This window comes from Auritidibacter ignavus (assembly GCF_029853775.1).
Classification (GTDB): Bacteria; Actinomycetota; Actinomycetes; order Actinomycetales; family Micrococcaceae; genus Auritidibacter; species Auritidibacter ignavus.
Genome location: NZ_CP122564.1, coordinates 676,160 through 703,068, shown reverse-complemented (window position 1 = coordinate 703,068; position 26,909 = coordinate 676,160). Strand labels below are relative to the sequence as shown.

Annotated in this window: 23 protein-coding genes; 13 read left to right on the top strand and 10 right to left on the bottom strand. The window is 59.9% G+C overall.

Annotation, left to right across the window (positions count from 1 at the left end; genetic code table 11):
• Positions 1 to 80 precede the first annotated feature (80 nt).
• From QDX22_RS03100 to QDX22_RS03090, 3 genes are all read left to right on the top strand, one after another.
• Positions 81 to 1,295 carry a thiolase family protein gene (locus tag QDX22_RS03100; protein ID WP_279717996.1) on the top strand — a complete coding sequence of 405 codons (1,215 nt, stop codon included), beginning with the start codon at positions 81 to 83 and terminating at the stop codon, positions 1,293 to 1,295.
• Between the two features lie 180 nt (positions 1,296 to 1,475).
• Positions 1,476 to 2,681, top strand: a complete 1,206-nt coding sequence (gene metK, locus QDX22_RS03095; RefSeq protein WP_279718173.1) for a methionine adenosyltransferase — start codon at positions 1,476 to 1,478, stop codon at positions 2,679 to 2,681.
• Position 2,682: 1 nt separating this feature from the next.
• A complete protein-coding gene (locus tag QDX22_RS03090; RefSeq protein ID WP_279717995.1) occupies positions 2,683 to 4,806 on the top strand; it encodes a primosomal protein N' family DNA-binding protein in 2,124 nt (707 codons plus the stop codon).
• Here QDX22_RS03090 and QDX22_RS03085 read toward each other — a convergent pair.
• On the bottom strand, positions 4,803 to 5,831 hold the full coding sequence (locus QDX22_RS03085) for an alpha/beta fold hydrolase (RefSeq protein ID WP_279717994.1): 1,029 nt from the start codon (positions 5,829 to 5,831) through the stop codon (positions 4,803 to 4,805). The genes QDX22_RS03090 and QDX22_RS03085 overlap by 4 nt on opposite strands.
• 50 nt (positions 5,832 to 5,881) lie before the next feature.
• Between QDX22_RS03085 and glpK the strand changes: the two genes are divergently transcribed.
• The 8 genes from glpK (at position 5,882) to QDX22_RS03045 (ending at position 17,233) form a co-directional block, all read left to right on the top strand.
• Positions 5,882 to 7,396 (top strand): glycerol kinase GlpK, encoded by a 1,515-nt coding sequence (glpK, locus tag QDX22_RS03080; RefSeq protein WP_279717993.1) that lies wholly within the window; start codon positions 5,882 to 5,884, stop codon positions 7,394 to 7,396.
• Between the two features lie 331 nt (positions 7,397 to 7,727).
• Entirely contained in the window at positions 7,728 to 8,390 is a 663-nt protein-coding gene (locus tag QDX22_RS03075) for a hypothetical protein (protein WP_279717992.1), read from the top strand.
• Positions 8,391 to 8,479: 89 nt separating this feature from the next.
• Positions 8,480 to 10,978, top strand: a complete 2,499-nt coding sequence (gene leuS, locus QDX22_RS03070) for a leucine--tRNA ligase (RefSeq protein ID WP_279717991.1) — start codon at positions 8,480 to 8,482, stop codon at positions 10,976 to 10,978.
• Positions 10,979 to 10,991: 13 nt separating this feature from the next.
• Complete coding sequence (locus tag QDX22_RS03065) at positions 10,992 to 11,960, top strand: DegV family protein (RefSeq protein WP_110098407.1); 969 nt, start codon at positions 10,992 to 10,994, stop codon at positions 11,958 to 11,960.
• A gap of 80 nt (positions 11,961 to 12,040) precedes the next feature.
• Entirely contained in the window at positions 12,041 to 12,790 is a 750-nt protein-coding gene (locus QDX22_RS03060) for a ComEA family DNA-binding protein (RefSeq protein WP_110098406.1), read from the top strand.
• On the top strand, positions 12,771 to 15,320 hold the full coding sequence (locus tag QDX22_RS03055) for a ComEC/Rec2 family competence protein (protein WP_110098405.1): 2,550 nt from the start codon (positions 12,771 to 12,773) through the stop codon (positions 15,318 to 15,320). The genes QDX22_RS03060 and QDX22_RS03055 overlap by 20 nt, the downstream gene beginning before the upstream one ends.
• Before the next feature lie 5 nt (positions 15,321 to 15,325).
• On the top strand, positions 15,326 to 16,318 hold the full coding sequence (gene holA / locus QDX22_RS03050; protein WP_110098404.1) for a DNA polymerase III subunit delta: 993 nt from the start codon (positions 15,326 to 15,328) through the stop codon (positions 16,316 to 16,318).
• 21 nt (positions 16,319 to 16,339) lie between these two features.
• The gene (locus tag QDX22_RS03045) at positions 16,340 to 17,233 is read left to right on the top strand and encodes a GIY-YIG nuclease family protein (RefSeq protein ID WP_199445860.1); all 894 of its coding nucleotides are present in this window, start codon (positions 16,340 to 16,342) and stop codon (positions 17,231 to 17,233) included.
• Between the two features lie 694 nt (positions 17,234 to 17,927).
• Here the strand turns inward: QDX22_RS03045 and QDX22_RS03040 are convergent.
• The 5 genes from QDX22_RS03040 to QDX22_RS03020 all read right to left on the bottom strand — a co-directional run bounded on the left by QDX22_RS03040 (position 17,928) and on the right by QDX22_RS03020 (position 23,406).
• Complete coding sequence (locus tag QDX22_RS03040; RefSeq protein WP_110098402.1) at positions 17,928 to 18,188, bottom strand: hypothetical protein; 261 nt, start codon at positions 18,186 to 18,188, stop codon at positions 17,928 to 17,930.
• A 2-nt stretch (positions 18,189 to 18,190) separates the two neighbouring features.
• Positions 18,191 to 18,688, bottom strand: a complete 498-nt coding sequence (locus QDX22_RS03035) for a hypothetical protein (protein WP_110098401.1) — start codon at positions 18,686 to 18,688, stop codon at positions 18,191 to 18,193.
• Positions 18,688 to 21,396, bottom strand: coding sequence for an FtsK/SpoIIIE domain-containing protein (locus QDX22_RS03030; protein ID WP_110110188.1), 2,709 nt, complete (start codon positions 21,394 to 21,396; stop codon positions 18,688 to 18,690). Before QDX22_RS03030 ends, QDX22_RS03035 begins: the two co-directional genes overlap by 1 nt.
• Positions 21,393 to 22,022, bottom strand: coding sequence for a hypothetical protein (locus tag QDX22_RS03025; RefSeq protein WP_110100527.1), 630 nt, complete (start codon positions 22,020 to 22,022; stop codon positions 21,393 to 21,395). The genes QDX22_RS03030 and QDX22_RS03025 overlap by 4 nt, the downstream gene beginning before the upstream one ends.
• A gap of 175 nt (positions 22,023 to 22,197) precedes the next feature.
• Positions 22,198 to 23,406, bottom strand: a complete 1,209-nt coding sequence (locus QDX22_RS03020) for an IS110 family RNA-guided transposase (RefSeq protein WP_279717990.1) — start codon at positions 23,404 to 23,406, stop codon at positions 22,198 to 22,200.
• Between the two features lie 415 nt (positions 23,407 to 23,821).
• Between QDX22_RS03020 and QDX22_RS03015 the strand changes: the two genes are divergently transcribed.
• Entirely contained in the window at positions 23,822 to 23,998 is a 177-nt protein-coding gene (locus tag QDX22_RS03015; RefSeq protein WP_014320299.1) for a hypothetical protein, read from the top strand.
• On the opposite strand, the gene QDX22_RS03010 is transcribed toward QDX22_RS03015, so the two are convergent.
• Positions 23,979 to 24,386: a hypothetical protein gene (locus tag QDX22_RS03010; RefSeq protein WP_110098399.1), complete on the bottom strand. Its 408-nt coding sequence runs from the start codon at positions 24,384 to 24,386 to the stop codon at positions 23,979 to 23,981. The two genes, QDX22_RS03015 and QDX22_RS03010, sit on opposite strands and share 20 nt — an antisense overlap.
• 67 nt (positions 24,387 to 24,453) lie before the next feature.
• Between QDX22_RS03010 and QDX22_RS03005 the strand changes: the two genes are divergently transcribed.
• Entirely contained in the window at positions 24,454 to 25,242 is a 789-nt protein-coding gene (locus QDX22_RS03005; protein ID WP_279717989.1) for a hypothetical protein, read from the top strand.
• Positions 25,243 to 25,424: 182 nt separating this feature from the next.
• Here the strand turns inward: QDX22_RS03005 and QDX22_RS03000 are convergent, their stop codons facing one another.
• The 3 genes from QDX22_RS03000 to QDX22_RS02990 are packed head-to-tail and all read right to left on the bottom strand — an operon-like array spanning position 25,425 to position 26,708.
• Entirely contained in the window at positions 25,425 to 25,580 is a 156-nt protein-coding gene (locus QDX22_RS03000; protein WP_279717988.1) for a hypothetical protein, read from the bottom strand.
• Positions 25,544 to 26,320, bottom strand: coding sequence for an integrase catalytic domain-containing protein (locus QDX22_RS02995; RefSeq protein WP_279717987.1), 777 nt, complete (start codon positions 26,318 to 26,320; stop codon positions 25,544 to 25,546). Before QDX22_RS02995 ends, QDX22_RS03000 begins: the two co-directional genes overlap by 37 nt.
• A complete protein-coding gene (locus QDX22_RS02990) occupies positions 26,277 to 26,708 on the bottom strand; it encodes a hypothetical protein (RefSeq protein ID WP_243857332.1) in 432 nt (143 codons plus the stop codon). Before QDX22_RS02990 ends, QDX22_RS02995 begins: the two co-directional genes overlap by 44 nt.
• Positions 26,709 to 26,909 lie beyond the last annotated feature (201 nt).

Below are 26,909 nucleotides of genomic sequence, written 5' to 3'. Positions count from 1 at the left end.
CCGGTCGGTTAGTAGCGACCACACTAGAATAATCACCCAGAAGTGATCTAGGGCACTGTCATAAAGGAGATCGCCACGCCATGACCGCTCTACAACCCGCGTACGTCTACGATGCAGTGCGCACACCCTTCGGCAAAATCGGCGGGGGACTGGCAGCCGTGCGTCCGGATGACCTGGCCGCTCACGTGATCGGCGAGCTCGTCAAACGGGCGCCGAATTTGCCCAGTGAACTCTCTGCAGCAGACCAGGTCGACGAAGTGATCTTTGGCAATGCCAACGGGGCTGGAGAAGACAACCGCAATGTTGCGCGCATGGCCACGCTACTGGCTGGGCTCCCAGTATCCATTCCCGGTACCACGGTCAACCGCCTGTGCGGTTCCAGCCTGGACGCAGCGATGGTCGCCTCCCGCCAGGTCGAGGTCGGTGATGCCGATCTGATCCTCACCGGTGGGGTGGAGTCCATGTCGCGCGCGCCCTGGGTGTTGCCGAAAACCGATCGCCCGTTCCCGATGTATAACCTGCAGCTATCCAATACCGCGCTGGGTTGGCGACTGATTAACGACAACATGCCGGCTGAATGGACGGTCTCGCTCGGGGAGGCCACCGAGCAGTTGCGTGAGAAATTCGGGATCACTCGCGAACGGATGGATGACTACGCGGCCCGTTCCCACCAGCTGGCGGCCACCGCCTGGGACAACGGCACCTACGACAACCTGGTCTCCCCGGTTGTCGGCACCGAGCTACACCGGGACGAAACCATCCGCCCGGATTCCACCCCGGAAACTCTGGCCGGGCTGCGCACGGTGTTCCGGAAAGACCACGGCACCGTGACCGCTGGTAACGCCTCGCCCATGAACGACGGAGCAGCCACGGTGTGGATTGGATCGGACAAGGCCTCCGAGATTCTGGGGCTGGAACCCCTCGTGCGCATTGCCGGACGCGCAGCCTCCGCTAATGAGCCCCAGTTCTTCGGGTATGCGCCCGTGGAAGCCACCAACCGTGCTATTGCTCGGGCGGGAATTACCTGGGACGACATCGCAACGGTGGAGCTCAACGAGGCCTTTGCCGCCCAAACCCTGGTCTGTTTGGACGCCTGGGGTGTGGACCAGGGGATTGTCAATACCTGGGGTGGAGCCATCGCGTTGGGTCACCCGTTGGGTGCCTCCGGTGCCCGCGTGCTAGGGACCCTGGCTCGACGACTGCACGAATCCGGAGACCGCTGGGGTGTGGCGTGCCTGTGCATTGGAGTCGGTCAAGGTCTAGCCGTGGTCGTGGAGAACATCAACGCACGTTAGAGTACACACGAAAACCTTCCCCTCCCATCGGCTCAAGACGCTGACCGCGTTGCGAGCAAGATAACAGCTCGTGACTTCTGGACTGCAGGTGCTGAGCGCTGAGCGGTAGAATGGCGAACCGTGACAGCTCAGCATTCTTCTCAGAACACGACCGGTTCCGGCTACGCCCGTTACGAGGGCGTGGGCTCGGGCGAGTTGCGTCTGTTCACCTCTGAATCGGTGACCAGCGGACACCCCGACAAGATCTGTGACCAGATTTCGGATGCCATCCTGGACTCCTTATTGGCCCAGGACCCCAACGCTAAGGTCGCGGTGGAAACGCTCACCACGACCGGGCTGGTGCAGGTTGCTGGGGAGGTGCGCACCTCCGCCTACGTGGAGATCCCCGAAATTGTGCGCAATACGATTCTGGGCATCGGCTATGATTCCTCGGCCAATGGGTTCGACGGCGCAACCTGTGGTGTCAATATCTCCATCGGACAACAGTCCTCAGATATCCACTCGGGTGTGTCCCGCTCCCTGGAGGCCCGCGACGGCTCAGTCGACCAGATTGACCTACAGGGCGCAGGTGACCAGGGAATTATGTTCGGCTATGCCACCAACGAGACCCCGGTCTACATGCCGGCCCCGGCCTATTTAGCCCACCGACTCTCGGAACGACTGACCACGGTGCGGAACCTGGAATCCACCCCGATGTCCTACTTGCTACCGGATGGCAAAACCCAGGTCACCGTCGGCTATGACGAGAACCATCGACCGGTGACCGTGGAAACCGTGGTGGTCTCCACCCAACACACCTCGGACGTGTCCCAAGAGACGGTCCGTGCTGATGTGATCAAGCACGTCATCAATCCGGTACTAGCCAGCTCCGATCTGGACTACTCGAACGCTGATTACATTATCAATCCCGGTGGACCCTTCGTGATTGGTGGTCCGGTCGGGGATGCCGGATTGACCGGCCGCAAAATCATTGTCGACACCTACGGTGGGATGGCCCGCCACGGTGGTGGCGCCTTCTCCGGCAAGGATCCCTCCAAGGTGGACCGCTCGGCGGCCTATGCGATGCGCTGGGTGGCCAAGAATGTGGTGGCCGCCGGGTTGGCTGACCGGGCCGAATTCCAGGTGGCTTACGCACTAGGCAAGGCCCGCCCCGTTGGTCTGTACGTGGACACCTTTGGGACCGAAAAGATCTCCCACGAGCAGATCATTGCCGCGGTGAATCAGGTCTTCGACTTGCGTCCGGCCGCCATTATCTCCAGCCTGAAATTGTTGCGTCCGATCTACGCCAAGACCGCCACCAACGGTCACTTCGGCCGGGAAGATCCCGACTTCACCTGGGAACGCCTTGATCAGGTGGAGGCATTGCGCGCGGCTGTAGGCTGGTGACGTGCCACCCACCGATGCGCTCTTTGACCTACCTGTCCCAGAGCCATCCCTGCCACCACATCCCACCGGCTGGCCCGACCGGCCCGTGGCAAAGGTCTTGCTGGAATCCCCGGTCCCGCATTTAGACCGGCTATTCGACTACCTGATTCCGCCCGAACTGGATGCCCCGGCGCAACCGGGGGTGAAAGTCAAAGTCCGGTTCGGTCACCAGACCATGACCGGCTGGCTGGTCGAGCGCACCGACACCATCTCCACCCGGGCTACCCTGACTCCGATTCGCACCGTGGTCTCGGCCCTGCCCGTACTGACCGAGGATATCTACCGGTTGGCCACCACCGTGGCCGCCGACTACGCCGGCACGGTCGCTGATGTTCTCCGGGCTGCCATCCCACCGCGAGTCGCAAAACTCGAACGTCAATGGGCCCAGGATCACGGCACTGTGCGGGAACCGGGCTGGCCCGAACACCCCGAGCAGACTGACCAGGAATCGCCGACCGTGGACTGGACGGTGTTTCCCGGCTGGGAAGGGCTCTTTGCAGAACCCAGCCCCGAAGACACTGCGACGAGCTTTGCGCTGAGTCTTCCCTCCAGCTTCGGCGCCTGGGACTCGATGGCGTTGCTCGCCGATGCCGCCGCCCGGACCCTGGCACGGCAGCAGAGCAGCATCCTGGTGGTGCCGGATCTCAAAGACCTCGATCGGCTCGAGCGACATGTCGCCGACCGGGTCGGGCAGCATCACTACGCTCGGTTGGACTCCCGACAAGGGCCCACCCAGCGCTACCGGTCATTCCTGCAGATTCTGGCCGGCCACCGGCACGTGGTGATTGGCACCCGGTCGGCCATCTGGGCCCCGGTGCATCGGCTGGGGCTGGTGGCGGTGTATCAGGACGCCGACGATCAGCTCACCGAACCCCGAGCACCCTACCACCAGGTCGCCCACGTCGCCCGGCGTCGCACCGGTGCCACGGCCGAGACGACTGCACCCGCACGACTGTTGCTGGTCTCGCCCTCCCGCAGTACCGCGACCCAATACCTGGTTGAGACCGGCCAGGCCCGAGACATCAGCCCGGAGCGCCACACCCGCCATCGATTAGCCCCGCGGGTAGTCTCCACCGCCGACAGTTTTCATGCCAGACGCGACCACATGGGGCCCAATGCGCGACTACCCGGTCTGGCCTGGCAAGCCGCCCGCGAGGGACTAGACGGTACCCGCACCCAGGGCGTCGGTGGTCCGGTGTTAGTCCAGGTGCATCGGGCCGGATTTATCCCCGGGGTGTTTTGTACCCGGTGTCATGCCCCGGCCCGGTGTCCGAACTGTACCGGTCCGCTGAGCTTCACCGACCGGATGGCGGCCGCCAGTGGCGAACTGGCCTGCCGATGGTGCGGAGCCCGGCACCGCGACTACCGGTGCATCAACTGCGGCAACTCCCGACTGCGGGCCGGCGCTCGTGGCGTGGACCGCACCGCCGACGAGTTGGGCCGGGCCTTCCCTCAGGTGCCGGTGATTTCCTCCTCGGCCGACCACATGGTCGCCAGCATCACCGACGAGCCCGCCCTGGTGGTGGCCACCCCCGGCTCGGAGCCGGTGGCCCCCGGCGGATACGCCACCGCGCTCTTGCTGGACGGGGACGCGCAGCTACAACGAGAGGGACTGATGGTCCCGGAAATGGTGATGGGCCACTGGATGCAAGCCGCCACGCTGGTGCGTTCGGCATCTGATGGGGGATTGGTGGTCGTCACCGCAACCCACCAAGAGATCGTAGGAGCCCTGGTGCGGATGAACCCGGTCAGTTTCGCCTCCCGCACCCTGGCCGACCGGGCCGAGCTGGGGTTTCCGCCGATCACTCAGGTGGCCGAGGTGACCGGCACCAGTGCCGAGGTGCACAAATTTATTGCCGGCGTGCAGTTGCCTTATCGTGCCGAACAGTCCCCGTGGATTGGGCCCACCCCGGTGGAGGCCACGGTGGAAGCTACCGAAGAACCCCGGTGGCGGGCTCTGCTGTTCTACCCGCACCGGGTGGCCAGCACCGTCCAGGCCGCTTTGCGGGCTCAAAAGGCGGTGCTGTCGGCCGAACGCTCGGCCACCAGCGTGAAAGCTCGCATTGGGGGAGTGCGCGAGCTCTAAGCCACCTCACTCATCCAGTCGGTCAGCAACCTGCCGATGGCCGGGGCCTGTTCGTAGTGCATCAAATGCCCGGTCTCGGCAATGACCTCCAACCGCACGTGAGACGAGGGGCCAAACCGTGTGGCCAACACCCGCTGGTCATCCACCGAGGCCAGCGGGTCTTTCCCACCGGCAATCAGCAACACCGGGACGGTGATGTCCGGAGCCGCCTCGGCGACGGTGGTGGAGATGGAGGCCTGATAGGCCTGCAACAGGCTGTGGGGAGTGTCGAACTCCGAGAAGTACTGCTGGTGTTGGTCGTGGGTGTAGGCCAGGATATGACGGTCGTCGGTCTCTGACATCACAGCACCGGTGGCCCACACCATCGGACTGGCTGATAGCGCCCACCGGCCCAACGCGGAGGGCAGGCTTGCACAGGCCCGATAGAAGCCAGCCGTGACTGCGGTCCCGACGCGCTGAAACCAGGAGCCATCGGCTGCTAAAGCTGGGCGGGCGATGGGATTCAGCAATGCCAGCCTGCGCCAACCGGGTGAATCGGAAACGGCGGTTGCGGCCGCGTAGCTGGCCACAATCGAGCCAAAGGAATGCCCCACCAACCACGGGGAGGTGCTCAGGCCCAACGCCTCGGGTAGCTGATTAATGAGCGCAGCGAAGTCCTCCGACCGGTGCGGAGCGGTGGGAAAGGCGGGGGATGCCCCGAAACCGGGCAGGTCCGGGATATATATCTCGTGGTCGGCTAAGGCGTCGGCTACCAACTGGAGCCCGTGGTGGTCGCCACGGAACCCGTGGACCATCACCACCGGATCGGGACGGTGAGCAGTACTGGTTTGGGTGGTGCCTGTTGCCGGACGGTAGTGGTAGAGAACCGTGGGGGTGGGCTCTCCGGAGACCGGGTCGGCCAGCCACAGAAGACGGCGTTCGGGAAAGCGCATCGGGAACCCGGTGAAGGTCGCGGTATCACGCACCGAGGTGGGCGGACAGAGCTGGTCGCGGAAGCGAATGCGGGTCGGGGAGTTGGTGAACACCCTTTCAGCCTAGTGTGAGATGGGCTACTGAACGGTTAGGGTGAGGAACTATGGCGGAATCTGTGGTGATGAGTCTCGATATTGGAACAACCTCCTCGCGGGTGGTGATTTATGCGGCCGACGGCACCCAGGTGGCTCTCGCGCAACGGGAACACCGCCAGTACTTCCCTCACCCGGGCTGGGTGGAACACGATGCCGGAGAGATCTGGCAGAACATCCGGGAACTGATGGCCCTGTGCTTAGCGCGTAGCCGGTATACCGCCTCGAATATTGTCGCCATCGGGATGACCAATCAGCGCGAAACCACCGTGGCCTGGGACGTGCAGACAGGACGTCCGGTCCACCGGGCCATTGTCTGGCAGGATACCCGCACCGACGAGATGGTCGCCCGACTGGCCGAGCGCTCGCCACGGGTCCGAGAACTATCCGGTCTTCCGGTGGCCTCCTATTTCTCGGGGCTGAAAATGCGGTGGCTATGGGACCACGTCCCCGAAGTCAGCCAGCTGGCTGCAGAAGGTCGATTGTTGTTCGGCACCATCGACTCCTGGATTTTGTGGAACCTCACCGGCCGGAGTACCCATGCCACCGACATCACCAACGCCTCCCGTACGTTGCTGATGAACCTCCTGGAGGGTGACTGGGACCGGGAACTCATCGAGCTGTTGGGCTTGCCAGTGGAGGAGACCCTGGCGGCTCTGCCGAGTATCAAACCCTGTTCCGGCCACTTCGGCACCGTGGCGGATGGGTCGGGATTTACCGGCATCCCCATCACCGGCATTTTGGGCGACCAACAGGCCGCAGCTTTCGGACAGGGGATTTTCCACTCCGGACAGGTCAAAAACACCTATGGCACCGGATGCTTCGTGCTTCACAACACCGGTACCGAGCTCGTGCGGTCCTCCCACGGACTGATTACCACCGTGGCGTACCACCTGCAGGGAGACGACGTGCACTACGCGCTGGAAGGCTCGGTGGCTCAAGCCGGCTCGGTGGTGCAATGGTTACGCGACCAAATTGGGCTGATTCAGACCTCGGAAGAGATCGAGGAACTAGCCGCCACCGTAGCAGACAACGGTGGTGTGTACTTTGTGCCGGCGTTCTCCGGGCTGTTCGCGCCGTACTGGCGCTCGGACGCCCGTGGCACCATGATTGGCCTAACCAGCTACGCCACCGCCGGACATATTGCGCGTGCGGTGCTGGAAGCCACCGCCTTCCAAACCAGCGATGTGCTGGTCGCCGTCAGTGAAGACACCGGCGTCGATGGTCCCGAGGTGCTACGCGTTGATGGGGGAATGACCGTCAACCACGATCTGATGCAATTCCAAGCCGACCTGTTGCAAATCCCGGTTCAGCGGGCCTCAGATATTGAAACCACCGCCCGTGGGGCTGCCTTTGCTGCCGGACTCGGTGGGGGCTTGTGGACCGACCATCACGAGGTTTCCTCGCTGTGCCAGCCCGGACACGAGTGGACTCCCAACATGAGCGAATCAGACCGTCAGCGTCTCCTGGCCGGCTGGGCTCAAGCCATTGAACACACTATTGGGTGGAACCCTACGAAAGAGTAGATTTTGTGGAGCCGTTCGGATACCCCGGACCCGTCTCGTTCCGTCCCCTCATCGCACGGCACGGAAAGCTCTGAATCCTCACGGGATAAGAGCTTTGTTCCCGGCGCTGGAAGTGATCAACCTGAACAGACTGAAGAGTCTGACCGGGAGGTCTCAGGTGAAGGTAGCCTTGCTTCGACCGGTTTGGCTACCTTCTCAACCGTCGTCGCCAGCACGAACCCCTAGCCCCTCACGACACCGACCCCACAGCGGTGGACGCTCCGTGATGGTTTTCATGAGCCGTTCACTGCTGTGGGGTCTCTGTCGACTGACGTCGGCGTAGCATGGTCTCATGTTCACCGTGACAGCTCTCGATGGTCTGGCACCTGAGGCACCGTGCGATGCCCTTGAGGTGACCGTGGACCTTCGCATAGCACCGACAACCCAGACCACCTGCATCAAGGCCACAGCCGCTCAACCTACGGCCGACACCCTGGTTGTCAGGGCAGGCTTAGAAGAGCTCCAGTCACTGGCTGGTGCGCGGATTGCACTGGGAACCACCCTGGGTCGAGTGGAACTTGACGAAACAGTAGCCACCGGCCAGCTCGTGGTCACCGCCGAACAACCCGGACTGATCACCGTCGGGGATGTCATTCGACCCATTCCTGTCGGAGTCAGCTTCGCCCAACGCCATGGGATGTTCCCCCGCATGCCGGACGGCCTCGCCGATGCCTGGTCGGGCTCTACCGAGAATGCCCGATTTGCCCCACGCTATGAGGCGCGACTCGAAGGGCTCTGGGAGGCGGGCCTGGTTGCCGGCTTGCACCCTGAGGTACAGTGGGCAGGCTCCGAGGATGGAGAAGTGCTGGAGCTATCGCTACCGGGGGAAGCTGAGCAACGCGTCTTTTTGATTGATCTGGAAGAACCCAATAGCCAAGAAGAGATCGATGCTGTCCAGGATCTGGACGCATGGATGACTGAGATCCGTGCGGAACTGACCGAGGACCTACACTAGACTAATGACGTTATGGCCCCGTGCCACCAGCTCACCGGCTCACCCGCGGTGAGCCCAACCCCACCACCCACCTTTCGAACAGGAATCCAGTGACTGACTCGACTTCACCAGCCCCCGATCACCACGAGACGGACTACGATTTCCGGACCCTGGAGAAACGCTGGGGGACCTACTGGACCGAGCACCGCACTTTCTCTCCTGCTGATGATGGCAGCCGGGAACGACGCTATGTCCTGGATATGTTTCCCTACCCGTCCGGGGACCTGCACATGGGCCACGCCGAAGCCTTCGCGATGGGGGATGTGGTCTCCCGGTATTGGATGCTCAAAGGCTACGATGTGCTCCACCCGATCGGATGGGACTCTTTCGGTCTGCCGGCCGAAAACGCCGCAATTAAGCGCAATAGCCACCCGGCGGAATGGACCTACCAGAACATCGAAACCCAGAAGGCATCCTTCCAGCGCTACGCCATCTCGGTGGACTGGGACACCGAGCTGCACACCTCGGACCCGGAATACTACCGCTGGACCCAGTGGCTGTTCCTGCAGTTCTACAAGCACGGGCTGGCCTACCGGAAAAACTCCCCGGTGAACTGGTGCCCGAAAGATCAGACCGTGTTGGCCAATGAGCAGGTCGTCGACGGCGCCTGCGAGCGGTGTGGCACCCAGGTGACCAAAAAGAGCCTGAACCAGTGGTACTTCAAGATCACCGACTATGCCGACCGCCTGCTCGACGACATGGAAGCCCTGGAAGGCAAGTGGCCGGACCGGGTGTTGGCCATGCAACGCAACTGGATTGGTCGCTCCACCGGGGCGAATGTGAACTTCCAGATCGAAGACGGCCCGGAGATCGAAATCTATACCACCCGTGCCGACACGCTCTACGGTGCCACGTTCATGGTGGTGGCCGCCGACGCTGAGCTGGCCGGCGAACTCGTCGATGACGAGCACCGCGCCAAATTGGAGGCCTACCAGGAAGAGCTGAAGAAGGTCTCCGATATTGAGCGTCAGGCCACCGACCGGGACAAGACCGGCGTGTTTTTGGGGCGCTACGCCATCAACCCGCTGTCCGGAGAACGCATCCCGGTCTGGGCCTCGGACTATGTGCTCTCAGACTACGGCACCGGGGCGATTATGGCCGTGCCCGCTCACGACCAGCGCGATATGGACTTCGCCGTCGCCATCGGCCTACCGGTGCGCCAGGTAGTCGACAACGGAGAAGACAACCCCGAAGAGACCAAGCTCGCCACCGTCGCTCACGGCACCCTGGTCAACTCCGGAAAACTCACCGGCCTGGACTCTACCGCAGCCCAGGCCAAAGCCATTGAGTCGCTGGAGGCCCGAGGAACCGGACGGGCTGCGGTGAATTACCGGTTGCGCGATTGGTTGCTATCGCGGCAGCGGTTCTGGGGCGCCTGCATCCCGATCATTCACTGCCCGGACTGCGGTGAAGTCCCGGTGCCCGAAGACCAGCTTCCGGTCCGCCAGCCCGAGAACCTCACGGGTGAACAGCTGGCCCCGAAGGGCACCTCGCCACTAGCGGCCGCTACCGAATGGGTCAACGTCGACTGCCCGAACTGTGGCGGTGCCGCACAACGAGATACCGACACCATGGACACCTTCGTGGACTCCTCCTGGTACTACATCCGGTATGCCTCCCCGAACGTGGACACCGCCTGCTGGGACCGGGACGCCGTGGACCGCTGGCTACCGGTTGACCAATATGTCGGCGGTGTGGAGCACGCGATCTTGCACCTGCTGTACTCCCGGTTCTTCACCAAGGCCCTCTACGACATGGGGCTGGTCTCCTTCGTGGAACCGTTCTCCCGGTTGCTCAACCAGGGGCAGGTTCTCAACCGGGGCAAGGCGATGTCCAAGTCTCTCGGTAATGGTGTGGACCTGGGTGAACAGCTCGACACCTTCGGTGTCGATGCCGTACGACTCACCATGGTTTTTGCCTCCCCGCCGGAAGACGATATCGACTGGGCCCAGGTGTCCCCGCAGTCGTCGCTGAAGTTCCTCGCCCGGGCCTGGCGGTTGGCCCGCGACATCAACGAATCCGGTGCGCCAGTCGGTACCGACCCCTCCACCGGAACCGTCTCGCTCCGCCAGAAGACACACAAAACCGTCGATGAGGCCGACACTCTATTGGATGACCACAAGTTCAACGTGGTGGTCGCCCGGTGCATGGAGTTGGTCAATACGGTCCGGAAAACCGTGGATTCCAGCGAGCAAGGAATCGCCGACCCGGCCGTGCGTGAGGCCGTGGAAGTCCTGGCCCAGCTACTGTCCCTGGTAGCCCCCTATACCGCCGAAGACATGTGGGCGCTGTTGGGCCACGAGCCGTCGGTGTCCCGGTCGTTTTGGCCCACCGTCGACCCCGAGCTATTGGTGGAAGACAGCATCACCGCCGTGGTGCAGGTCAAAGGCAAACTGCGCGATAAGTTCGAGGTCCCGACCTCGATTACCGCCGAGGAGCTGGAAGCCAAAGCCCTGGCCTCAGAGAAAGTCCAGAAATTCCTCGACGGCGCCGAGATTCGCAAGGTCATCGTCAAGGAACCCAAACTGGTCAATATCGTGACCGGCTAGGACACCGTCTGGTATGGCAACCTACACCCGCTGGCTGACCGACCTGCACACCCGGGCCCGAAAAATCCGGGCCGAGGTGCCCGGTCTGGGACGATACATCAAACCGCCCCGCAAAGACCGGACGGTGATCGTCACCGACACCTCCTCGGCGCTTCCCGAAGCGGTTGCCACCACGCTACCGACCGGCTCCCAGTTGCGCCAGATTGCCATGCCGGTGATGATTGGCGAGCAGATCCACTCCGATGGCTCTGCCGATACCAACGACGAGCTCCCCATCGCGCTAGCAGCTGGTACTCCGGTGCGCACCTCCCGGCCCGCGCCGGGACAATTCCGGCAACTCTACGAGCGGATCGCCGAACAGGGCTACGGTTCGATTGTCTCGGTGCACGTCTCCGGCAAGATCTCCGGCACCGTGGAAGCCGCTCGGCTGGCAGCCACCCAATCACCCATCCCGGTCGAGATCGTCGACACCCTGACCTCCGGGATGGCTATGGGATACGCGGTGGTGGATGCGGTGGTCCGTGGCCATAACGGCATTCCGGCAACCAAGCTGGCACAGCTCATTGATGAACAAGCCACAGCCTCGCAGGTGTATTTCACGGTCCCAAACCTGGACCAGTTACGCAAAGGTGGACGCATTCCGCCACTGACTGGTCTGCTGGGGCAACTACTCCAGGTCCGGCCGGTGCTGACCCTGAACGAGGGAGCCATCCAGTTGATGGACCGACCTCGGAATTTTGCCAAAGCCCAACAGATCATGGTGGATAAAGTCGCCCAAGCTGCCACACAACGCCCCATCCGCCTGGCCGTACACGGTTACGGCAATCTCGACTCCGCCATGGAGCTGGCCGCCCGCATCGATGAATACTCCACCGCACCAGTGCCGGTGCTGATGATCCCGGCCGTGCTGGTAGCTCACCTGGGGTTAGGCGCCCTAGGTGTGAGCATCAGCCCCGAGCTGGACTACAGCACCATTCTCTAGACGCACGAGACAAAGGGCCACTGTCCACAGTTGGTGGCCGTGGGCTGATCAGCTGGCCTGCTGTCGGCAAGCTTGGGAGCATGGGCCAACACCAGCATCACCATCCAGCCGAGGGATCAGACACTGCAGTCACCCAGGACAGTTCCTCACCCTTATGGCGGACACGCATTGCCGTCTCCGCGCTGGTGATCTGTGTGATCATCGCCGGAACGTGGTGGCTGTTCCGGTGGCTGTCCATCAACCTGCCCGCATCAGCTGATGACACCGGGGAGGTCGAAGACCGCATCGAGCTCCAAGAAACCGGGGCTGACACTGCGGTTGCTGATGCGGACGGTAGCGACAGTCAGGACAACGGGGCAGATATCGGTGCAGACCAGTCTCACGTGGTGGTCCACGTGGTCGGTGAGGTCGCCAACCCAGGGGTCTACGAACTGACCACCGAGGAGCGGGTCATCGACGCGCTGGATGCTGCCGGCGGGCCCACCGAGGATGCGGTGTTGGAAGGACTCAACCTGGCCGCCCCGGTCCAGGACGGCCAACAGATTCTTGTACCGGATCACCACAGCCAGGACCAGGCTCCGGCCGGATCGGGCGGTGCCAGCACGACCGGTGGTGGGGGAGAGCCAGTAGCCGATGGGGAAGCGGTCAACGTCAATACGGCTGATGCGGCGGGACTGGAGAGCTTGCCGGGTGTCGGGCCGGCGACCGCGGAAAAGATCATCAACCACCGCGACCAACACGGACCGTTTGGGTCACTGGCGGATTTAGAAGCAGTCTCCGGTATTGGTCCGGCGACGTTGGAACGGCTCGATGGTCTCGTCAGCTTCTGAAACCCCCGACCTCCGACACAGTATCGAGCCGCCTCGGGTGCTACCGGTCGATATCCGACTGCTTCCGGCGGTGGGAGTCAGCCTGGTGGGATGTTTATGGATTCCGAGCCTCTCGGTCGAGAAGGCCCGAGCGATCCCGTTGCTGTGCTTAGGGCTGGGACTGATCTGTACCGGGTTGTTCTTTCGGTCACGTCGCCGGACGGGTACGCACCGACGCGCCGGGATGGTGGCTCGCCTGACAGCCGTTCTGGCGTTGGGCTTGTGGCTGGCCCTGGCACCGGTCACCAGTGCCTTCCACCAGCGGCTACAGGCCGAAGAATCCGGGTGGGCCGAGGCCGTGGCAGCCCAAGAACAGATCCGAGTCCACGTCGAGGTGGAGGAAACCCCGACGTCCTCGGCAGGACAATTTGGTACTCGCTGGTTCGTGCAGGCCAGTGTCGAGCGATTCGGTACCGAGCTCACCGAGATCGACCACCCGGCCGAGTTGATGATTTCCAGCAACGATGAGCGGTGGGCCACGGTCGCCGTCGGTGACCACCTGTGCCTGTTTGGGACGCCACAGCCAGCTGAGGGATCGGGTACGGTGTTCTTCTCGGCCGATACCGGGCCCCAACCTGGAGACTGTCAGAGGCCAGCAAGCCACGACAGCACCGGGATTACTGGACGAGAGATCATCCGCTCAGGGCTACGCGAGCACTCTCGCGACACGTTCGGCACCGCCGAGCAACTTCTGCCCGGGCTCATTCTGGGAGACCGCTCAGCAGAAAGCGATGAACTCAACGAGGCGATGAAAACTGCCGGTCTGAGCCACCTATCCGCGGTATCGGGTGCTAACTGTTCCTTGATCGCCGGTGCGGTGACATTAGCACTGCGCTCTTTGCGGGCACCACCGGCTGTGGTGTTGACCGGAGTGTTAGGGACCCTGGTGATCTTCGTCGACATCGTCGGCTGGGAACCGTCGGTGGTGCGCGCCGGGGTGATGGGTGCGATCTCAGCATGGGTGATCTTCTTCGGACGCGGTAAACACGCCCTGCCGGTGCTGTGTTGTGCGGTGATCGGCATCCTCGTGTTCTTACCACAGCTCGCCCAACACCCGGCGTTCCAACTGTCCTTGGCAGCGACACTGGCCATTGTGATCGCCGCTGCGCCTCTGCAACAGGCCCTAGAAGCTCTGCTGGTGAGGGCTAGGGTCGTACCCGATGTGGTGGCCACCCTCGTGTCGGCGGCGCTGGCTGTGTCCACGGTCTCCCAGCTGGCCTGTCAGCCCATCATCATTTCGATGACCGGTAACGTCAACCTTTTTGCTGTCCCGGCGAACCTGCTGGCGGCTCCGCTGGTCCCGTTCATCACGGTTCCCGGAACACTGGCAGCGTTCCTCATTCCGGTCCTTCCCTGGGTGTCGGGACTCATCCTGAGCGTGATCGCTGTGCCCGCAGCCGGAATTGGGGCTATTGCCTTGTGGGTGTCTTCCTGGCCGGCAGCGCTGGTTGCTTGGCCTGAAGGAGCCCTGGGAGGGGTGGTGACTATCCTGCACCTGGCCGGAGCGATGTGCGGACTATATGTTCTGATGCGGTGGCAACGTCGCACCCCACCGGCGGTGACCAGCTACCCTCGTCCCACTCTCACAACACGATTGGCCGTCGCGATCTCTCCCAGCCGGCTGGTGCGCCAGAAAGGTCTGGTGATCTGCGTTGTGGTGGTGTTGGTGGCGCTGATGGCTCAGATCGCCGTCCTGGTTCCGGCACCACAACAACGAGTCGGTGAAAACTGGGTCATACTCGGGTGCGATGTCGGACAGGGAGACATGTTCTTGATTCGTACTGCAGAGAACTCCGCAATCGTGATCGACACCGGCCCAGAAGACGACGTAGCCGCCGCCTGTCTGAACCGACACGACATTGACCACGTGGAATTACTGGTGGTTACACACCACCACGAGGACCACTACGGAGGAATAGATGGGGTCCTTGAGGCAACCGACACCATCGAGTCGGTGCTGTACTCCACGGCAGACGAGACGGCCAGCCTGCCACTAGATCACAGTCTGGTCGTCCACGCCGAACCCGGGATGCAGGGTGACACCACCGGAGACGTGGCCGATGAGGAAATCATGGTCGACTGGCAGGTGATTGCGGCCGATCGCAACGCCACCAACGAGAACAACGCGTCCATCGTCATGCACCTGCAGATCAGCTACGACGGAACCAGCCTCTCGGTGCTCACCACAGGAGACCTCGAAGAAGACGCGATGGCACGTTTGATTCGTGAGGATGAGGTTCCAGAACACATCGATGTCCTGAAGGTCGGCCACCACGGCGCTCGCAACGGTGGAACGGAGATCATTCACCATCTTGAACCGAGTGTGGGTCTTATTGGTGTCGGTGAGGAGAATAGTTATGGACATCCAGCTGATGAAATCGTGGAGGCGATTGAAACCTACGGCTCAGTGCTCAGAACCGATGAACATGGTCACTATGGTTTGGAAGTGGAAGACAACGCACTAATCCCGTCGACTGCGCGACTAGACTAGAGACCATGCCCGCTGGTACCAAACGCGCCTCCACCGCCTCCTGGCGGACCGTTGAACCCGCACCGATCATGTTGTTGCGTGGTCCGGAAGATTTCATCGCGATGCGGGTGACTGATCGTGTGCGGGCTACCGTACGGGAGCAAGAACCAGATCTGGAAACCCACCGACTCTCCGCAGCTGACTACGAGCCGGGCCAACTGACCATGTTGGCGAGTCCTTCGCTGTTTAGCCAAGCTAAATTGATCCAGGTCGATGACTTACAGAAAATGAACGATGCGTTCCTCGCCGAGGCGTTGCAATACGTAAAGGACCCGGCCGACGATGTCACTTTGCTGATGCGACATACCGGGGGTAACCGGGGTAAGAAACTTCTCGACGTCCTCAAGAAGTCGGGCACTGTGGTCGAGTGCGAAAGCATCAAGTCTGACCGCGACAAGTTGGAGTTTGTCACGCAAGAGTTCAAAGTCCACCGTAAAAAGGTCGCCTCCGAAGCTATCCGCGCTTTGGTGGACGCGGTCGGTTCCGATATGGGTGAATTGGCCTCAGCTGTGGACCAGCTGATCTCAGACGTGGAAGGCCCCGTGACCGAGCAGGTCGTCGACCGCTACTATGGCGGGCGTGTGCAGGCCACCGCATTCAAAGTCGCCGATGCCACCTTAGATGGCCAGATCGCTCAAGCCGTCGGACTGCTCCGGCATTCCCTGCTGACCGGCGTCTCGCCCGTGGCCATTACCGCAGCGCTGGCAATGAAGGCCCGCCAAATCGCCAGAATCATTGATGCCAGAATTGGGCAAGGACAAATTGCACAGACCCTCGGTGTTGCGCCTTGGCAGGCCAAGCGAATTGCGGCAACCACCCGCCGCTGGACCGCGCCGGGGATCGCTCAGGCCATCGAGCTGATTGCTCAGGCAGATGCCGAGGCTAAAGGCCTGGCCCGGGACCCGGACTATTCAGTGGAACGCATGATCATCCGGGTGGCACAGGGCACCAGACGCTAGGGGGAGAGATAGACACCAGTGGTGGGCAGAACAATACAACTTTTCCTCATGGATGGCACGGCCAACGGCCGGAAGAAAGCGACCCTACGAAATTGGACCGGAGTCACCCATCTCATCCCTCGCACGATGCTTCAAGAGGCGAAATCTCGAGATGATCTGAAACAAACCGGCGTGTATTTCTTGGTGGGTACCGAAGACGAAACCCCAAAGGTCTATATCGGCCAAGCCAGAGAACGAAAGAACGGCAAGGGCGTTCTCGGGCGGATTCTTGAGCATATTGGTCAGGACGGCTTGGACTATTGGACCCACGCGATCGCCATTGTGACCTCGGACGATTCCTTCGGGGCCACCGAAATCAGTTTTCTCGAAAACAGCTTCTTTACCTTGGCCAAGGACGCTGGGCGATTCAGGGTCACCAACGCCAATGACCCGTCGCCGGGTACCGTGACCGAAGAGAAAGAAGCCGAGCTTAGAGAATTCATAGCCAACGTTAAACTAGTCGTCGCAGCACTGGGATATAAGATGTTTGACCCGGTTGACGAGTCCAAGGACCACAACGTGGTCAATCCAGTCGAGCAGGAACCGGCTGATGAACCAACGCTGTACTTCAGTTACGCAGGAACTGAAGCTCGAGGACGGCAAGCTAGCGATGGATTCATCGTGCTGGCAGGTGCGAGGTTGAGGCCCGATGATGACATCACCACCAGTGGCGAAAGGCGCGGTATTCGAAAATTGCGAGAAAAGTACCGAGACCATATCGGCTCGGATGATGTCCTCACATCGGATTTGCTACTCGGTAGTCCTTCCACTGCTGCATGCTTTGTGGGTGGCAGTAGCCTTAATGGTCTCGATCTGTGGAAAAACGCTGATGGGCTGACTCTGAAACAACTTGAGGCAAAGGAACGGGAGCTGTAGAAGCTCAGTAATCACAGGTGATGCGTTCTCGTTGCTGAACTCATTTTAGAGTTTCGGCGACACGTTCCGTCACCGGGTGATCCAGACAAAAGGTTATCCCTCGTATCAGAGCCGGTCAGTATAGGAGCGTGCCGCGCGGGCTATTGCGATAGCTTCTTCATGGGCGTTTCTTGCCGCGCGGTGACTAGTTTCTAGCGAGATGGTACTTGAAATATCTGTCATAGAACCCGAAAGACCACCGATGTCTCGACTCAAGTCCCAGCTTTCCCGTGCAAAGGAATCGGCTTCGCGAGCCAACTCGTCCAGAGCGAATATGAGACGTTCAACTTCTGATGTCATCATCATCTCCTTGAGGTTTCGTGGCGTTCTGCCTCCTGTTGCAATCTTCGAAGCCGCGAGATTTCAGCTTCGAGACGGTGCACCTGCGACAGGACGGCGTGTGCCGAATCGCTGAGTCGTTCCCGAGTAGAACGTAGTTGCCGGTGTGCTTCTGTCGCTGCGCCGACCATATGGTGATGCTGTTCTGAAATACTCCCCGCAGTGGCAAGATGCGCTCTCTCGGCGATCGGTTCGAGACGGGCAATGAGTCTTTCGCAACGGCCACTGGCGGATGAAATCCGATGCCTAAGGTTCTGAAGCTCAGAAATCTCGGATTTGAGTCGAGAAATTTCTTGTGCGTACATTAAAACGGTCCTTACAAATTATGTGCATAATCGCGGGCGACACGGCTGGCTCTCTGTAGTGCAAGAACCGCTTGTCGTACTTGGCGTTCCGCATCGTCTACGGTGGCCATCAGTTCCTGATCTTTCCGCTGAGTGCTACCACGCAACGTATCGTTAATGCGGACTCGTTGCTTGTTGAATTCATGGCTATAGGCACTGAGACTCTCACCGGTACGTTGCGTGTCGGCGGAGAGCTCTAAAGTCAGGCCACGAAGATTTTCGAGAACGGACATCACTATCCTCCTAAGTACATGAGTGCGGCTCTGATCAGAACGACAACAGCTCCGATCGTGGGAGTAAGAATTGCCATCAGCAAGAGAACCCGGTTTATGATGCGGGAACTGCGGGTTTCGTCATCGAAACGTTGGATCGCCTCCAGCTGGGCGTGATCTCGACTGACGATTTCCCACTCCTGCCTTAACCGCTCACGCTCGTTGTCGATACGATTACTGTCTTCGAAACGAATAATGTCTTGTGGCGGGGTCGCTTCGGATCCGGTGCCTTCCGCGAAGTCGACAGTGTCCTGCCACATCTTTTTCACCCGGGCTGAGGTTTCCTCGAGCCGCCGCATTTGGGAATCATGCTCGTGTTGCGCCGTGTGGATCGAGGACGTTCGTGTCTTGTCATGCCCGGAGATCTGGCGTTCAAAGGATGAATCTTCCTTCAGTAAATTCTCAACCAGCGTCCGGTAACGGGCGACGGCTTCTGCGTTCGTCAGTGATCCACCGTTCATCAATTCGTCTCCTTCAGCAAGGGGGCTTCATAGGGCACGGCAGTCAACGTCGATCCTCCGGTGCCCCGAGAGTGCAACACGAAACGTGGTGAGTCAGTCGGTATTGGGAAGTTATATTCTTGTGTGACGTCGAGCAGCGTGTTTTTGTCTTGGTTGACGAGCGCATAGCAGCCGATGACATTACCGCGATACCCGAAAACCGACTTGACCGACTCAATGCTCCCGAAACGAAGAACAAACCGGAGATTGGTGCTTGGTGTGTCGCCAATCTGCTCTGCGAGGAAGTCAGAAGGATCGAGTCGCGTAAAACTATCCGGATCTGAGTTCAGGCGGTCGCTAAGACCACGAATCTTCTGCAGACCGAGCATGATGATGGATGCATCGCGCATCGTTGGTAGTGAGTCCGCAACAAATTCGCTGGCCTGCTCCCGTGCGATGTACCTGAGCTGACGAGCGAGTGCGGGCTCACGGGCTTCGAGACCGTCGAGCCAGGCAGGGCGGGTTGCAGAATCAACGTTGACCACGAAGATTTGTTCCTGGGGGCGCGCGAGATAGAGAGATCGGACCGCGGCCGCCAAGATGCCAGCGGTTTCACCACCGCTGGCTCCAACAACAGCCAATGCTTGATTAACATCATCGTTCATCGTGTAGGTCGCCGACTGCTCCTCGACGCTAAGCTGGCGGCCCAGGTCGAGAACGATATCTTCGGGATCGTCGGTTTCAAGGTCCAACTTGCCGTGTGCGCTGAACGGCATGTAACTGTCAGGGGTGAACCTAAACGGATAACGGCGTATTCCTCCAGCAGACTGCTCCCACATATGGGTCTGAAGAGATGCTATGAACGATCGGTCGGCGAGGGCACATATTCCCCGTTTATTTTTATCGACATCTTCGCCGATATTCTCGTTGAGTATGACTTCGCCACGATAGGTTAAGTCCGCGGCAGCTCTGTTTTCGTGAGAGAAGAACATCTCAGATTCGCTCGCGTTATTCTTCAACGATAGGCGCGCGTGAAACTGTCCCAAAACCGAATCCCGTTTGCTGTGAAGTGCCTCGATTCCGGACAGAGCTTGCGAGGCCAAAATAAGATGTGTGCCTGTGGCACGACTTTGCCTGGACAACTGCTCGATGAGTGTGACAGCTTCTTCGGACTGAGCGTTATTCCCCGAGAACGGTACTTGGAACTCGTCGATAACGACGACCAATCGGGGAATCTCATGGCCCATACGGCGGTAGGTTTCGTAGTCTTCAGCTCCGGCGTTTTGGAAGAGTCTTTTTCGCTTCTCGACCCGTTGCTGGATGTTACGCAACGCTATAAGTCCATCTTCCTGACGCGTGTGGAGGCCCAGGAGAGAGGCATGGGGTAGCCAGTTTTCCCCATTCTTGTCGGGACCGAACTTCTTGAACTCAAGACCTTCCTTGAAATCCAACAGATAGAGTTCGAGCTCCTCAGGCGGGTACGCGTAGGCCAATCCGTAGACGATATTAAGCAGGAGATTGGACTTGCCCTGCCCGACAGCACCACCGATCAGCATATTAGCGATCGGCGGCGATGCGCCACGCAGTCGCACGATCAGTGGCTCTTTTTGATATCTGCCAATGACGGTTTCGAGACCGTCTATAGCACTCGACTGCCAGAATTCGACATCACTATCCCGGAGCACCGACTGAAGCGGAATGACCGGACCTTTTGCCTCCCGGGCGGTTCTAACAGCGTCCTTCACGACATCTCGTACAGCCGTCGAGTCGTAGGAAATGTGAGTCTGAAATCGGTCAGAGGGAGGGTATCCGGCAATCTCTATCGAATGTGGATGGACAATAACGTGTTCACAGCCGGAAAGGATCTTCTCATCGGCGGTAACGAGATCTTCGTCCATATCGTGGTCCAGCGTGCGCAAGACAATGAGGAACGCTCCCTTATTCGCAACGTGACTGAACTTGGCCAGTCGCTGTGCTCCTTCTTTATCGAGTCCCGCTGGATAGTCGAGCAAAACCAGCACGTGGTATTCGCCTTCAGGGGTATCGAGTGTTTTCCAATACTCAGACAACGATGGGGACTGTACTTGTTTGAGCATGGACGCCGTTTCTTGTACGTGCGCAAAGATCTCGCCCAAACGCTGGCGTAGTTCGTGCACTTCTGACATAGGCTTCGGTGCGGTTTGCGGTCGTGCGTCTTTGAGGGGTCCGAAATCGGCGAGTTCACTACTGACATTGGGGTCGAAGAGACTCAGCCGCAGGTGTAGGGCGGGTATTTGGGAGACGACATCGGCGACCACAGACCGTACTAGCTGTAGGGCGAGTTCGCGTGTCTGCTGGGTTGAACTGATAACGACCCCTGAACTATCGATCAAAGGAATGCTGAGCGGGGCCTCATCCCCCCGTTGTCCGTGAATGGTCCCAACCCGAGTAAGGGGATTTGGGGCACGGACTCCTCCATTCTCAGGAATGTCTCGAACACGGGACGATGGGTCTGCTTTTCGTAGTTCGCTGAGTAATCGTGCGACCGCGTTCTCGCGGGAAGCTGTGGCAGAAATTTCACCTGATCGATAGACGGCCTCGGCGTCTTGGATTGCGTGCTGGAGCTGTTCGCTGGCTTCAGCACGATTTGCGGAGATTCGCTTTTCAGCATCTGTTTGGGCAACGTGAGCTTGTCCTGCCAGTGAACCGATGGATTGTCGAAGATGAGCGATGCGTGTTGTGATATTCACGGGAATCCACCTTTCTCTTCTCGGTTCTTGGCGAGCAAGTCAAGTGTGGTGCACAGCACGAGCGCGATCACGATGGTGATAAATGGTGAGAACGCATACGGTGTATCGACGTCTGAGAAGACAACGGAGGTTGCAACCACCAAGTCTGCCACGAGTGCTAGGCCAAGAGCGCTCCAGAATAGCTTTCTTGCTTGGTTCCGGCCACCTAGTGGAGACAAAGGTCTCCAAATGATGGCTGCAAACCAGAGGATGTTGAGAATCAGTGGTGCGAAAACCATGTTCTCCGGTGGGGTGACGTCCTCGGGGATTATAGATAAAAAAGCGTCCCAGCCGGTGATGAGCTGAAATGCGCATACAAAAGCGGCGACCTCTGTGAGCAGGAGCGCGGCGAACCCGGCGTAACCGAGAGTTACTCGTTCGCGGGCTGCCCACTCGGGGTCAGTTAGAGTTCGGCGAGCATCACGAACATGATGTTGTTGAGACTTTCGCCCCTCGGCGGAAATAAGTTCGACGGTTCGATCGGTAGCTTGATCGATGACACTCGGCGAAGCATCGTGCGGAATGGACAGCATCTCGGCGGCAGTCGACGGATCCAGTCGTTTCGGCGAACTCTTGGGAATTGTCAACGCGGACCTTTCTACAAGCGGTGGTTCTCGTGCCGTGATGTAACCGATGTTACATTAACTATCAGGCATCTGTGCTGGAAAACACATCCAGCAGATCTTGTACAGGAGGAAATACCCCACACGAAAACGCGGGATACCGTAGTTGGAAAATGGGGGGTGTCCCCTGTGCTTTAAGTCAAGCTGCTTGGGGAACTTTGTTTGGGGCGGCATGATAGAAGTTGCCATCTCGGACCAAGGCGAACATGACGTTGAGGCGGCGGCGTGTCAGACAGATCACTGCGGCGTTATGTTTCTTGCCTTCTGCGCGTTTCTTGTTGTAGTGGGCTTTCGATACCGGGTCGTGGCAGGAGGCCACCCATGCGGATCGGAATAAGGCGTTGTTGAGTTGTTTATTGCTAGAGCGGGCCGGGAACTCACCTCGGATCGAGGTCTCAGAGCGACGCGTTACGGGAGCAATGCCGGCGTAGGTGGCCAGGTGATCTGGGGTGGGGAAGGAGCTGAAGTCTGCTGCAGTGAGCAGGATCGTGGCGGCGGTCTTGATTCCGACTCCTGGCATAGAAATCAAGACCTGGGTAAGAGGGTGAGCATCGACCATCGCTTCCACCTCGGTGGCCACCAGAGCGCGTTGAGCTTTGAGCTCTTTGATCTGGGCGGCCATCCTGGGAATGATCAGTTCCACGGTAGCTGTTCCAGGCACGGTGACCGTTTGCTCAGCTAGGGCCGCGAAGATCTGGTCGATCAACGCGGAGGGGTCTTTGCGGGCCTGATTTTTCGCCCAGCGTTTTACCCCAGATTTGCCAGCAGCCTGCAGGCCGTGGGGTCCGTGATACCGAATCAACAACTCCAGGACAATGGGCCGTGTGAGGACGGTGCCGGTGAAGACTCGTTCCAGTGACGGGTAAATGTGCACCAGCAACGATCGTAGTCGGTTGATGGCTGGGGTACATTCCCGAGCCAGGTCATCATCAAACCCAGCCAGCACTTTCAACGCCGAGAACAGATCAGATTCCCGATCCACGGCTCGTAGCGTATGGGGCATGGTTCTGGCAGTATCAGCAATGATGAACGCGTCCCGGGCATCAGTTTTGGGCCGGCCGGGATACAGATCAGCGGCCTTGCGCATCGCCAAGCCCGGCAAGTATGCCACGGTGGCGTCACAGTCTCGGGCCACCGCGATCGGTAAGGCACCAATGGTGTTAGGCTGATCGACCACCACCAGCACTGAATCGTGCCTTTGGAGCTGAACGATGACGTCTTGCAATGCGGTTTCGTCTTGCGGTAATTCCCGGTCGTAGAGTTTCTCGCCGGTGGTTGTCAGGGCGCATCCGTATTGTGCGCTTTTACCAACGTCTAGCCCCAGGATCACATCGTCGGTTGTTGTCATGGCAGTCTTGCTCACTGCTGGTAGCAAGGCCGCTGTGATCATGACACCCGATGCTTGCACCCACGTGACGAAGAAACCTCAACACACTGCTTGGGCCGCATCCCTATGAGAAGTCAACGCGCGTCCTGGACCTCTGGCGGCAACACCCCCGGACCATGAAATGACAGGGCAACACAGCCATACCAGAGCCAGCGACCAGCTCCTTAGATAGACCTAAGAAATATCCTAGAAGGACCTATAAATAAATGTAACGGGGAGAGATAGACACCAGTGGTGGTCAGAACAATACAACTTTTCCTCATGATTGGCACGGCCAACGGGCGGAAGAAAGCGACCCTGCGAAATTGGACCGGAGTCACCCATCTCATCCCTCGCACGATGCTTCAGCGGACGGATAGTCGAATCCGACCAGGCAGTGTTCACCCGCCTGACCTACATCGGTTTAGCCCACCTCGGCCTGAGACAAGACGAGGTGGGCCTGATGGTCTTCGGCGAGCTCCTGGACCTGGTGGACTGCTGGCGGATCGAGACAGGACGAGCGAAACCAGCACGGGTGTGGTTCATCGACGACATCATCCCAGCCGGGATTTAGCCAGCTGCGCGATCATTTCCCACGGTAGGTGCGAGCGAACAAATGCACTGCGGGAACGTCTGGGAATCGTCAACGCTTCGTCAGCCACACGCTGGACCAGATCGGTATCGGCTCCGAGCGCCTCAGCAATCCAGACCAGCCCTTCGGGGTGTTGAAGCCGGTTATAGGTCGTTTTCGCCGACACATTCGGTTCTTTCCGCATGAACGCTCCGCTGCCGGTCGTCGCTTGCGATGCGAACCACTCCGCCATGTGTTCACGCTGCGAGGACCACCAGCGCCCATTCTTTTGTGGATCGGCTTGTTCCATAGCATCAGAAATCGGCAAATGCGCATCCAGCTTTGCAAGCAGTTTCGCGAACCGGCGCACATCAATATCGGTGTCACTCACGTTGTGCTCCCTCGCATCGCGGACGATTCCCACTACCTAATTCTAGTTCGAGGAGGTGACCTTCACCGTGGCTGATAGCTCGTTTGGTCTCAAGATCGGTCTGGAAGGTGAACGCGAGTTCAAGCGGGCCATCACCGACATCAACCGTGAAATGCGGGTGCTGGGCTCGGAGATGAAACTGGTGGCTTCCCAGTTCGGGAAGAACGCCACCAGTGCGGATGCGCTCACGGCTCGTAACCAGGTGCTGGCTAAAGACATCGAGACCCAAAAGGCCAAGATCGAAACACTCAAGGCCGCGCTGGAGAACTCGGCCGAGTCGTTCGGGGAGAACGATTCGCGCACGAAGAACTGGCAGATCCAGCTCAACAACGCCGGAGCTGAGCTCAACGAGCTAGAAAAAGAACTCAAGGCCAACAACGATGCGCTCGGCGAGTTCGGTGACGAGCCCGACGGGGCAGGCGATGACGCGAAAGACGCTGCCAAGGACGCCGGGCACTTGGAGGACGCAGTCGATGATCTCGGTGACGAGATGGACGACACCGGGGATAAGACCCGCGTCTTTGGGGACGTGCTCAAAGCGAATCTGGCCGCCGAGGCGATCATCGCCGGTGTCAAGGGCATCGGCAAGGCGATCGCAAGCATCGGCCGGGGTAACGCCGCCGGCTATGGGGTGAGTACGTTGCAGGAACCAAGGGCCGGCGGGCGATCACCTGGAGCCGGGGACTCAAAGACAGGTTCGACGTCAACGACAAGACCGATGAGGACATCATCGACGATACCGAGTCAGCCCCGGCCCGGTGGCTGGCCGAAGGCCGTGGATACGACCGCCTGCGCAGATCAGACCCGGAACTCTTAGCCGTAGTGCTCGAAGCTGCCGAAGCAGACAAATGGGCCACCGTGGAGAGTCTGCTACCGGGCCGCCCGCCACCAGACCCAGACGACACCGGAGAAGACTGACCTAGCGATCAAGGGACCCCGGAGTGCCTCATGTCAAGATCCCCGGGAATTGCAGGTCGTGCCTCACACATATTTTCCCCGCTAACCGGGGTCTGAGCCGGCCCGGGTGTGGTGGACCTTGATGCCCGCGGGATCCGGTTGGGCCTGAGCTTTCTCGATCTGGCGTTCAAGTCTCGCAGTCTTGCCCGCAGCGAGCTTGATCAACCGTTGCTGGATCTGATCGATCTCGGCAGCCATGCCGACCGGATCCAGACCTGCCCGGTACTTCTGAAGCTCTTGTTTCTGCTGGGCGTTGAGGATCCCGGAATCCAGCAATCGTTGATACGGTGTCTTCGGGAGAGTTGTAGACGCGTTTGCGGCCGGCCGACATGATCGGTGGAATACCCGGTCGGTTTCTTCCTCGGAGTGAAGAAGTTCAGGCGGTCGTTGACCAACGGCCACAGGCGTTGCAGTAGCTGTAGCTCGGTCGCGGTGTCGTAGCGGTAGGAGAACCCGTACCGGCGCATGAAGTGGTTGTTCTTCGATTCGATGGTGGCCTGATCGTTCTTCGTATCCGGGCGTGCCCGGGTGAAGAAGATCTTGCGGTCAGCGGCCCAGTCGATGAGGTTGTGGTTGATGAACTCGGACCCGTTGTCGAAGTCGAGTCCGGTCACCAGGTAGGGCACAGTATTGACGAGTTGTGTGCAGGCATCGACGACGTGGGTCGAGGCGTTGTTCTTCATCGGGTGGGTATAGACCCACCCGGTGTGCATGTCGGTGTCGTTCACGCAGCGGGCGAACTCGCCGTTGAGAGTCGGGCCGCAGTGGGCGAGGGTATCGATTTCGAAGAAGCCGGGTTCGTCGTCGAGTTCGTCACCGGCCTTGGGCACGGTGATGGAGTTACGCAGTAGGCTCCCGGGCTTCGTCGCTGACTTCCCAGGCAGGGGATCCTTGTCACGGACTGGTTTGAGGTACCGGTTGATGGTCGCCGGACTCATCGCCAACAGCTTGGCACGCACGCTGTGGTTGTAGCGGCCTTTGCCCGGGATCAGGTGGGTGGGCTTCGAGGCAGTCCAGTAGGCCTTTCATGGCTGCGGCGAGGTACTTACCGCAGATGCCGCCGGCGATCGAGCACACGTATGGCAAGATCTTGACCGCGTCGTAGGAGTATTTGCGGGCCTTCGTCTTCGGCCTGTCGATGACCGCGACTGTGGCTGTCGCGCGTCCTTGGGGTTGCCGGGTACGGCGGGTGAGTTGCTGGCGGGCGTGGTCGCGGTTCCACCCGGTGAGTTCGGTGACGGTATCGAGGATCGCGGCTTTAGGTTTCTTCGGCGCTTGCGTGTAGGCGGTGGCGTAGTTCTTCGTGATCTCGATTCGGCTGCTCATAGATACGTCCTTGTCGACCATGACCCCCTCGTCGTCGTGCCTGGTGGCCCGGGAGAAAGATTTCGCGGGGATTATTCTGTGAGGCACGACCCCTTACTACCTGGGGGCTTTCTATGAGTCTCGTCGGGCTTTTGCCTTACCGATCACCACACCGGACCAAAAGAAGTGAAACACTTCATCAGGTCTGACCAGAATTGCTGG

Coding starts and splice junctions, on each gene's coding strand:
- QDX22_RS03035 (WP_110098401.1), bottom strand. CDS start 18,688: ATGAACGGTGGATCACTGACGAACGCAGAAGCCGTCGCCCGTTACCGG.
- QDX22_RS02995 (WP_279717987.1), bottom strand. CDS start 26,320: ATGAGTCCGGCGACCATCAACCGGTACCTCAAACCAGTCCGTGACAAG.
- QDX22_RS03075 (WP_279717992.1), top strand. CDS start 7,728: ATGTTCACCGTGACAGCTCTCGATGGTCTGGCACCTGAGGCACCGTGC.
- glpK (WP_279717993.1), top strand. CDS start 5,882: ATGGCGGAATCTGTGGTGATGAGTCTCGATATTGGAACAACCTCCTCG.
- QDX22_RS03040 (WP_110098402.1), bottom strand. CDS start 18,188: ATGTCCGTTCTCGAAAATCTTCGTGGCCTGACTTTAGAGCTCTCCGCC.
- QDX22_RS03060 (WP_110098406.1), top strand. CDS start 12,041: ATGGGCCAACACCAGCATCACCATCCAGCCGAGGGATCAGACACTGCA.
- holA (WP_110098404.1), top strand. CDS start 15,326: ATGCCCGCTGGTACCAAACGCGCCTCCACCGCCTCCTGGCGGACCGTT.
- QDX22_RS02990 (WP_243857332.1), bottom strand. CDS start 26,708: ATGAGCAGCCGAATCGAGATCACGAAGAACTACGCCACCGCCTACACG.
- QDX22_RS03020 (WP_279717990.1), bottom strand. CDS start 23,406: ATGACAACAACCGACGATGTGATCCTGGGGCTAGACGTTGGTAAAAGC.
- QDX22_RS03065 (WP_110098407.1), top strand. CDS start 10,992: ATGGCAACCTACACCCGCTGGCTGACCGACCTGCACACCCGGGCCCGA.
- QDX22_RS03000 (WP_279717988.1), bottom strand. CDS start 25,580: ATGGCTGCCGAGATCGATCAGATCCAGCAACGGTTGATCAAGCTCGCT.
- QDX22_RS03100 (WP_279717996.1), top strand. CDS start 81: ATGACCGCTCTACAACCCGCGTACGTCTACGATGCAGTGCGCACACCC.
- QDX22_RS03055 (WP_110098405.1), top strand. CDS start 12,771: ATGGTCTCGTCAGCTTCTGAAACCCCCGACCTCCGACACAGTATCGAG.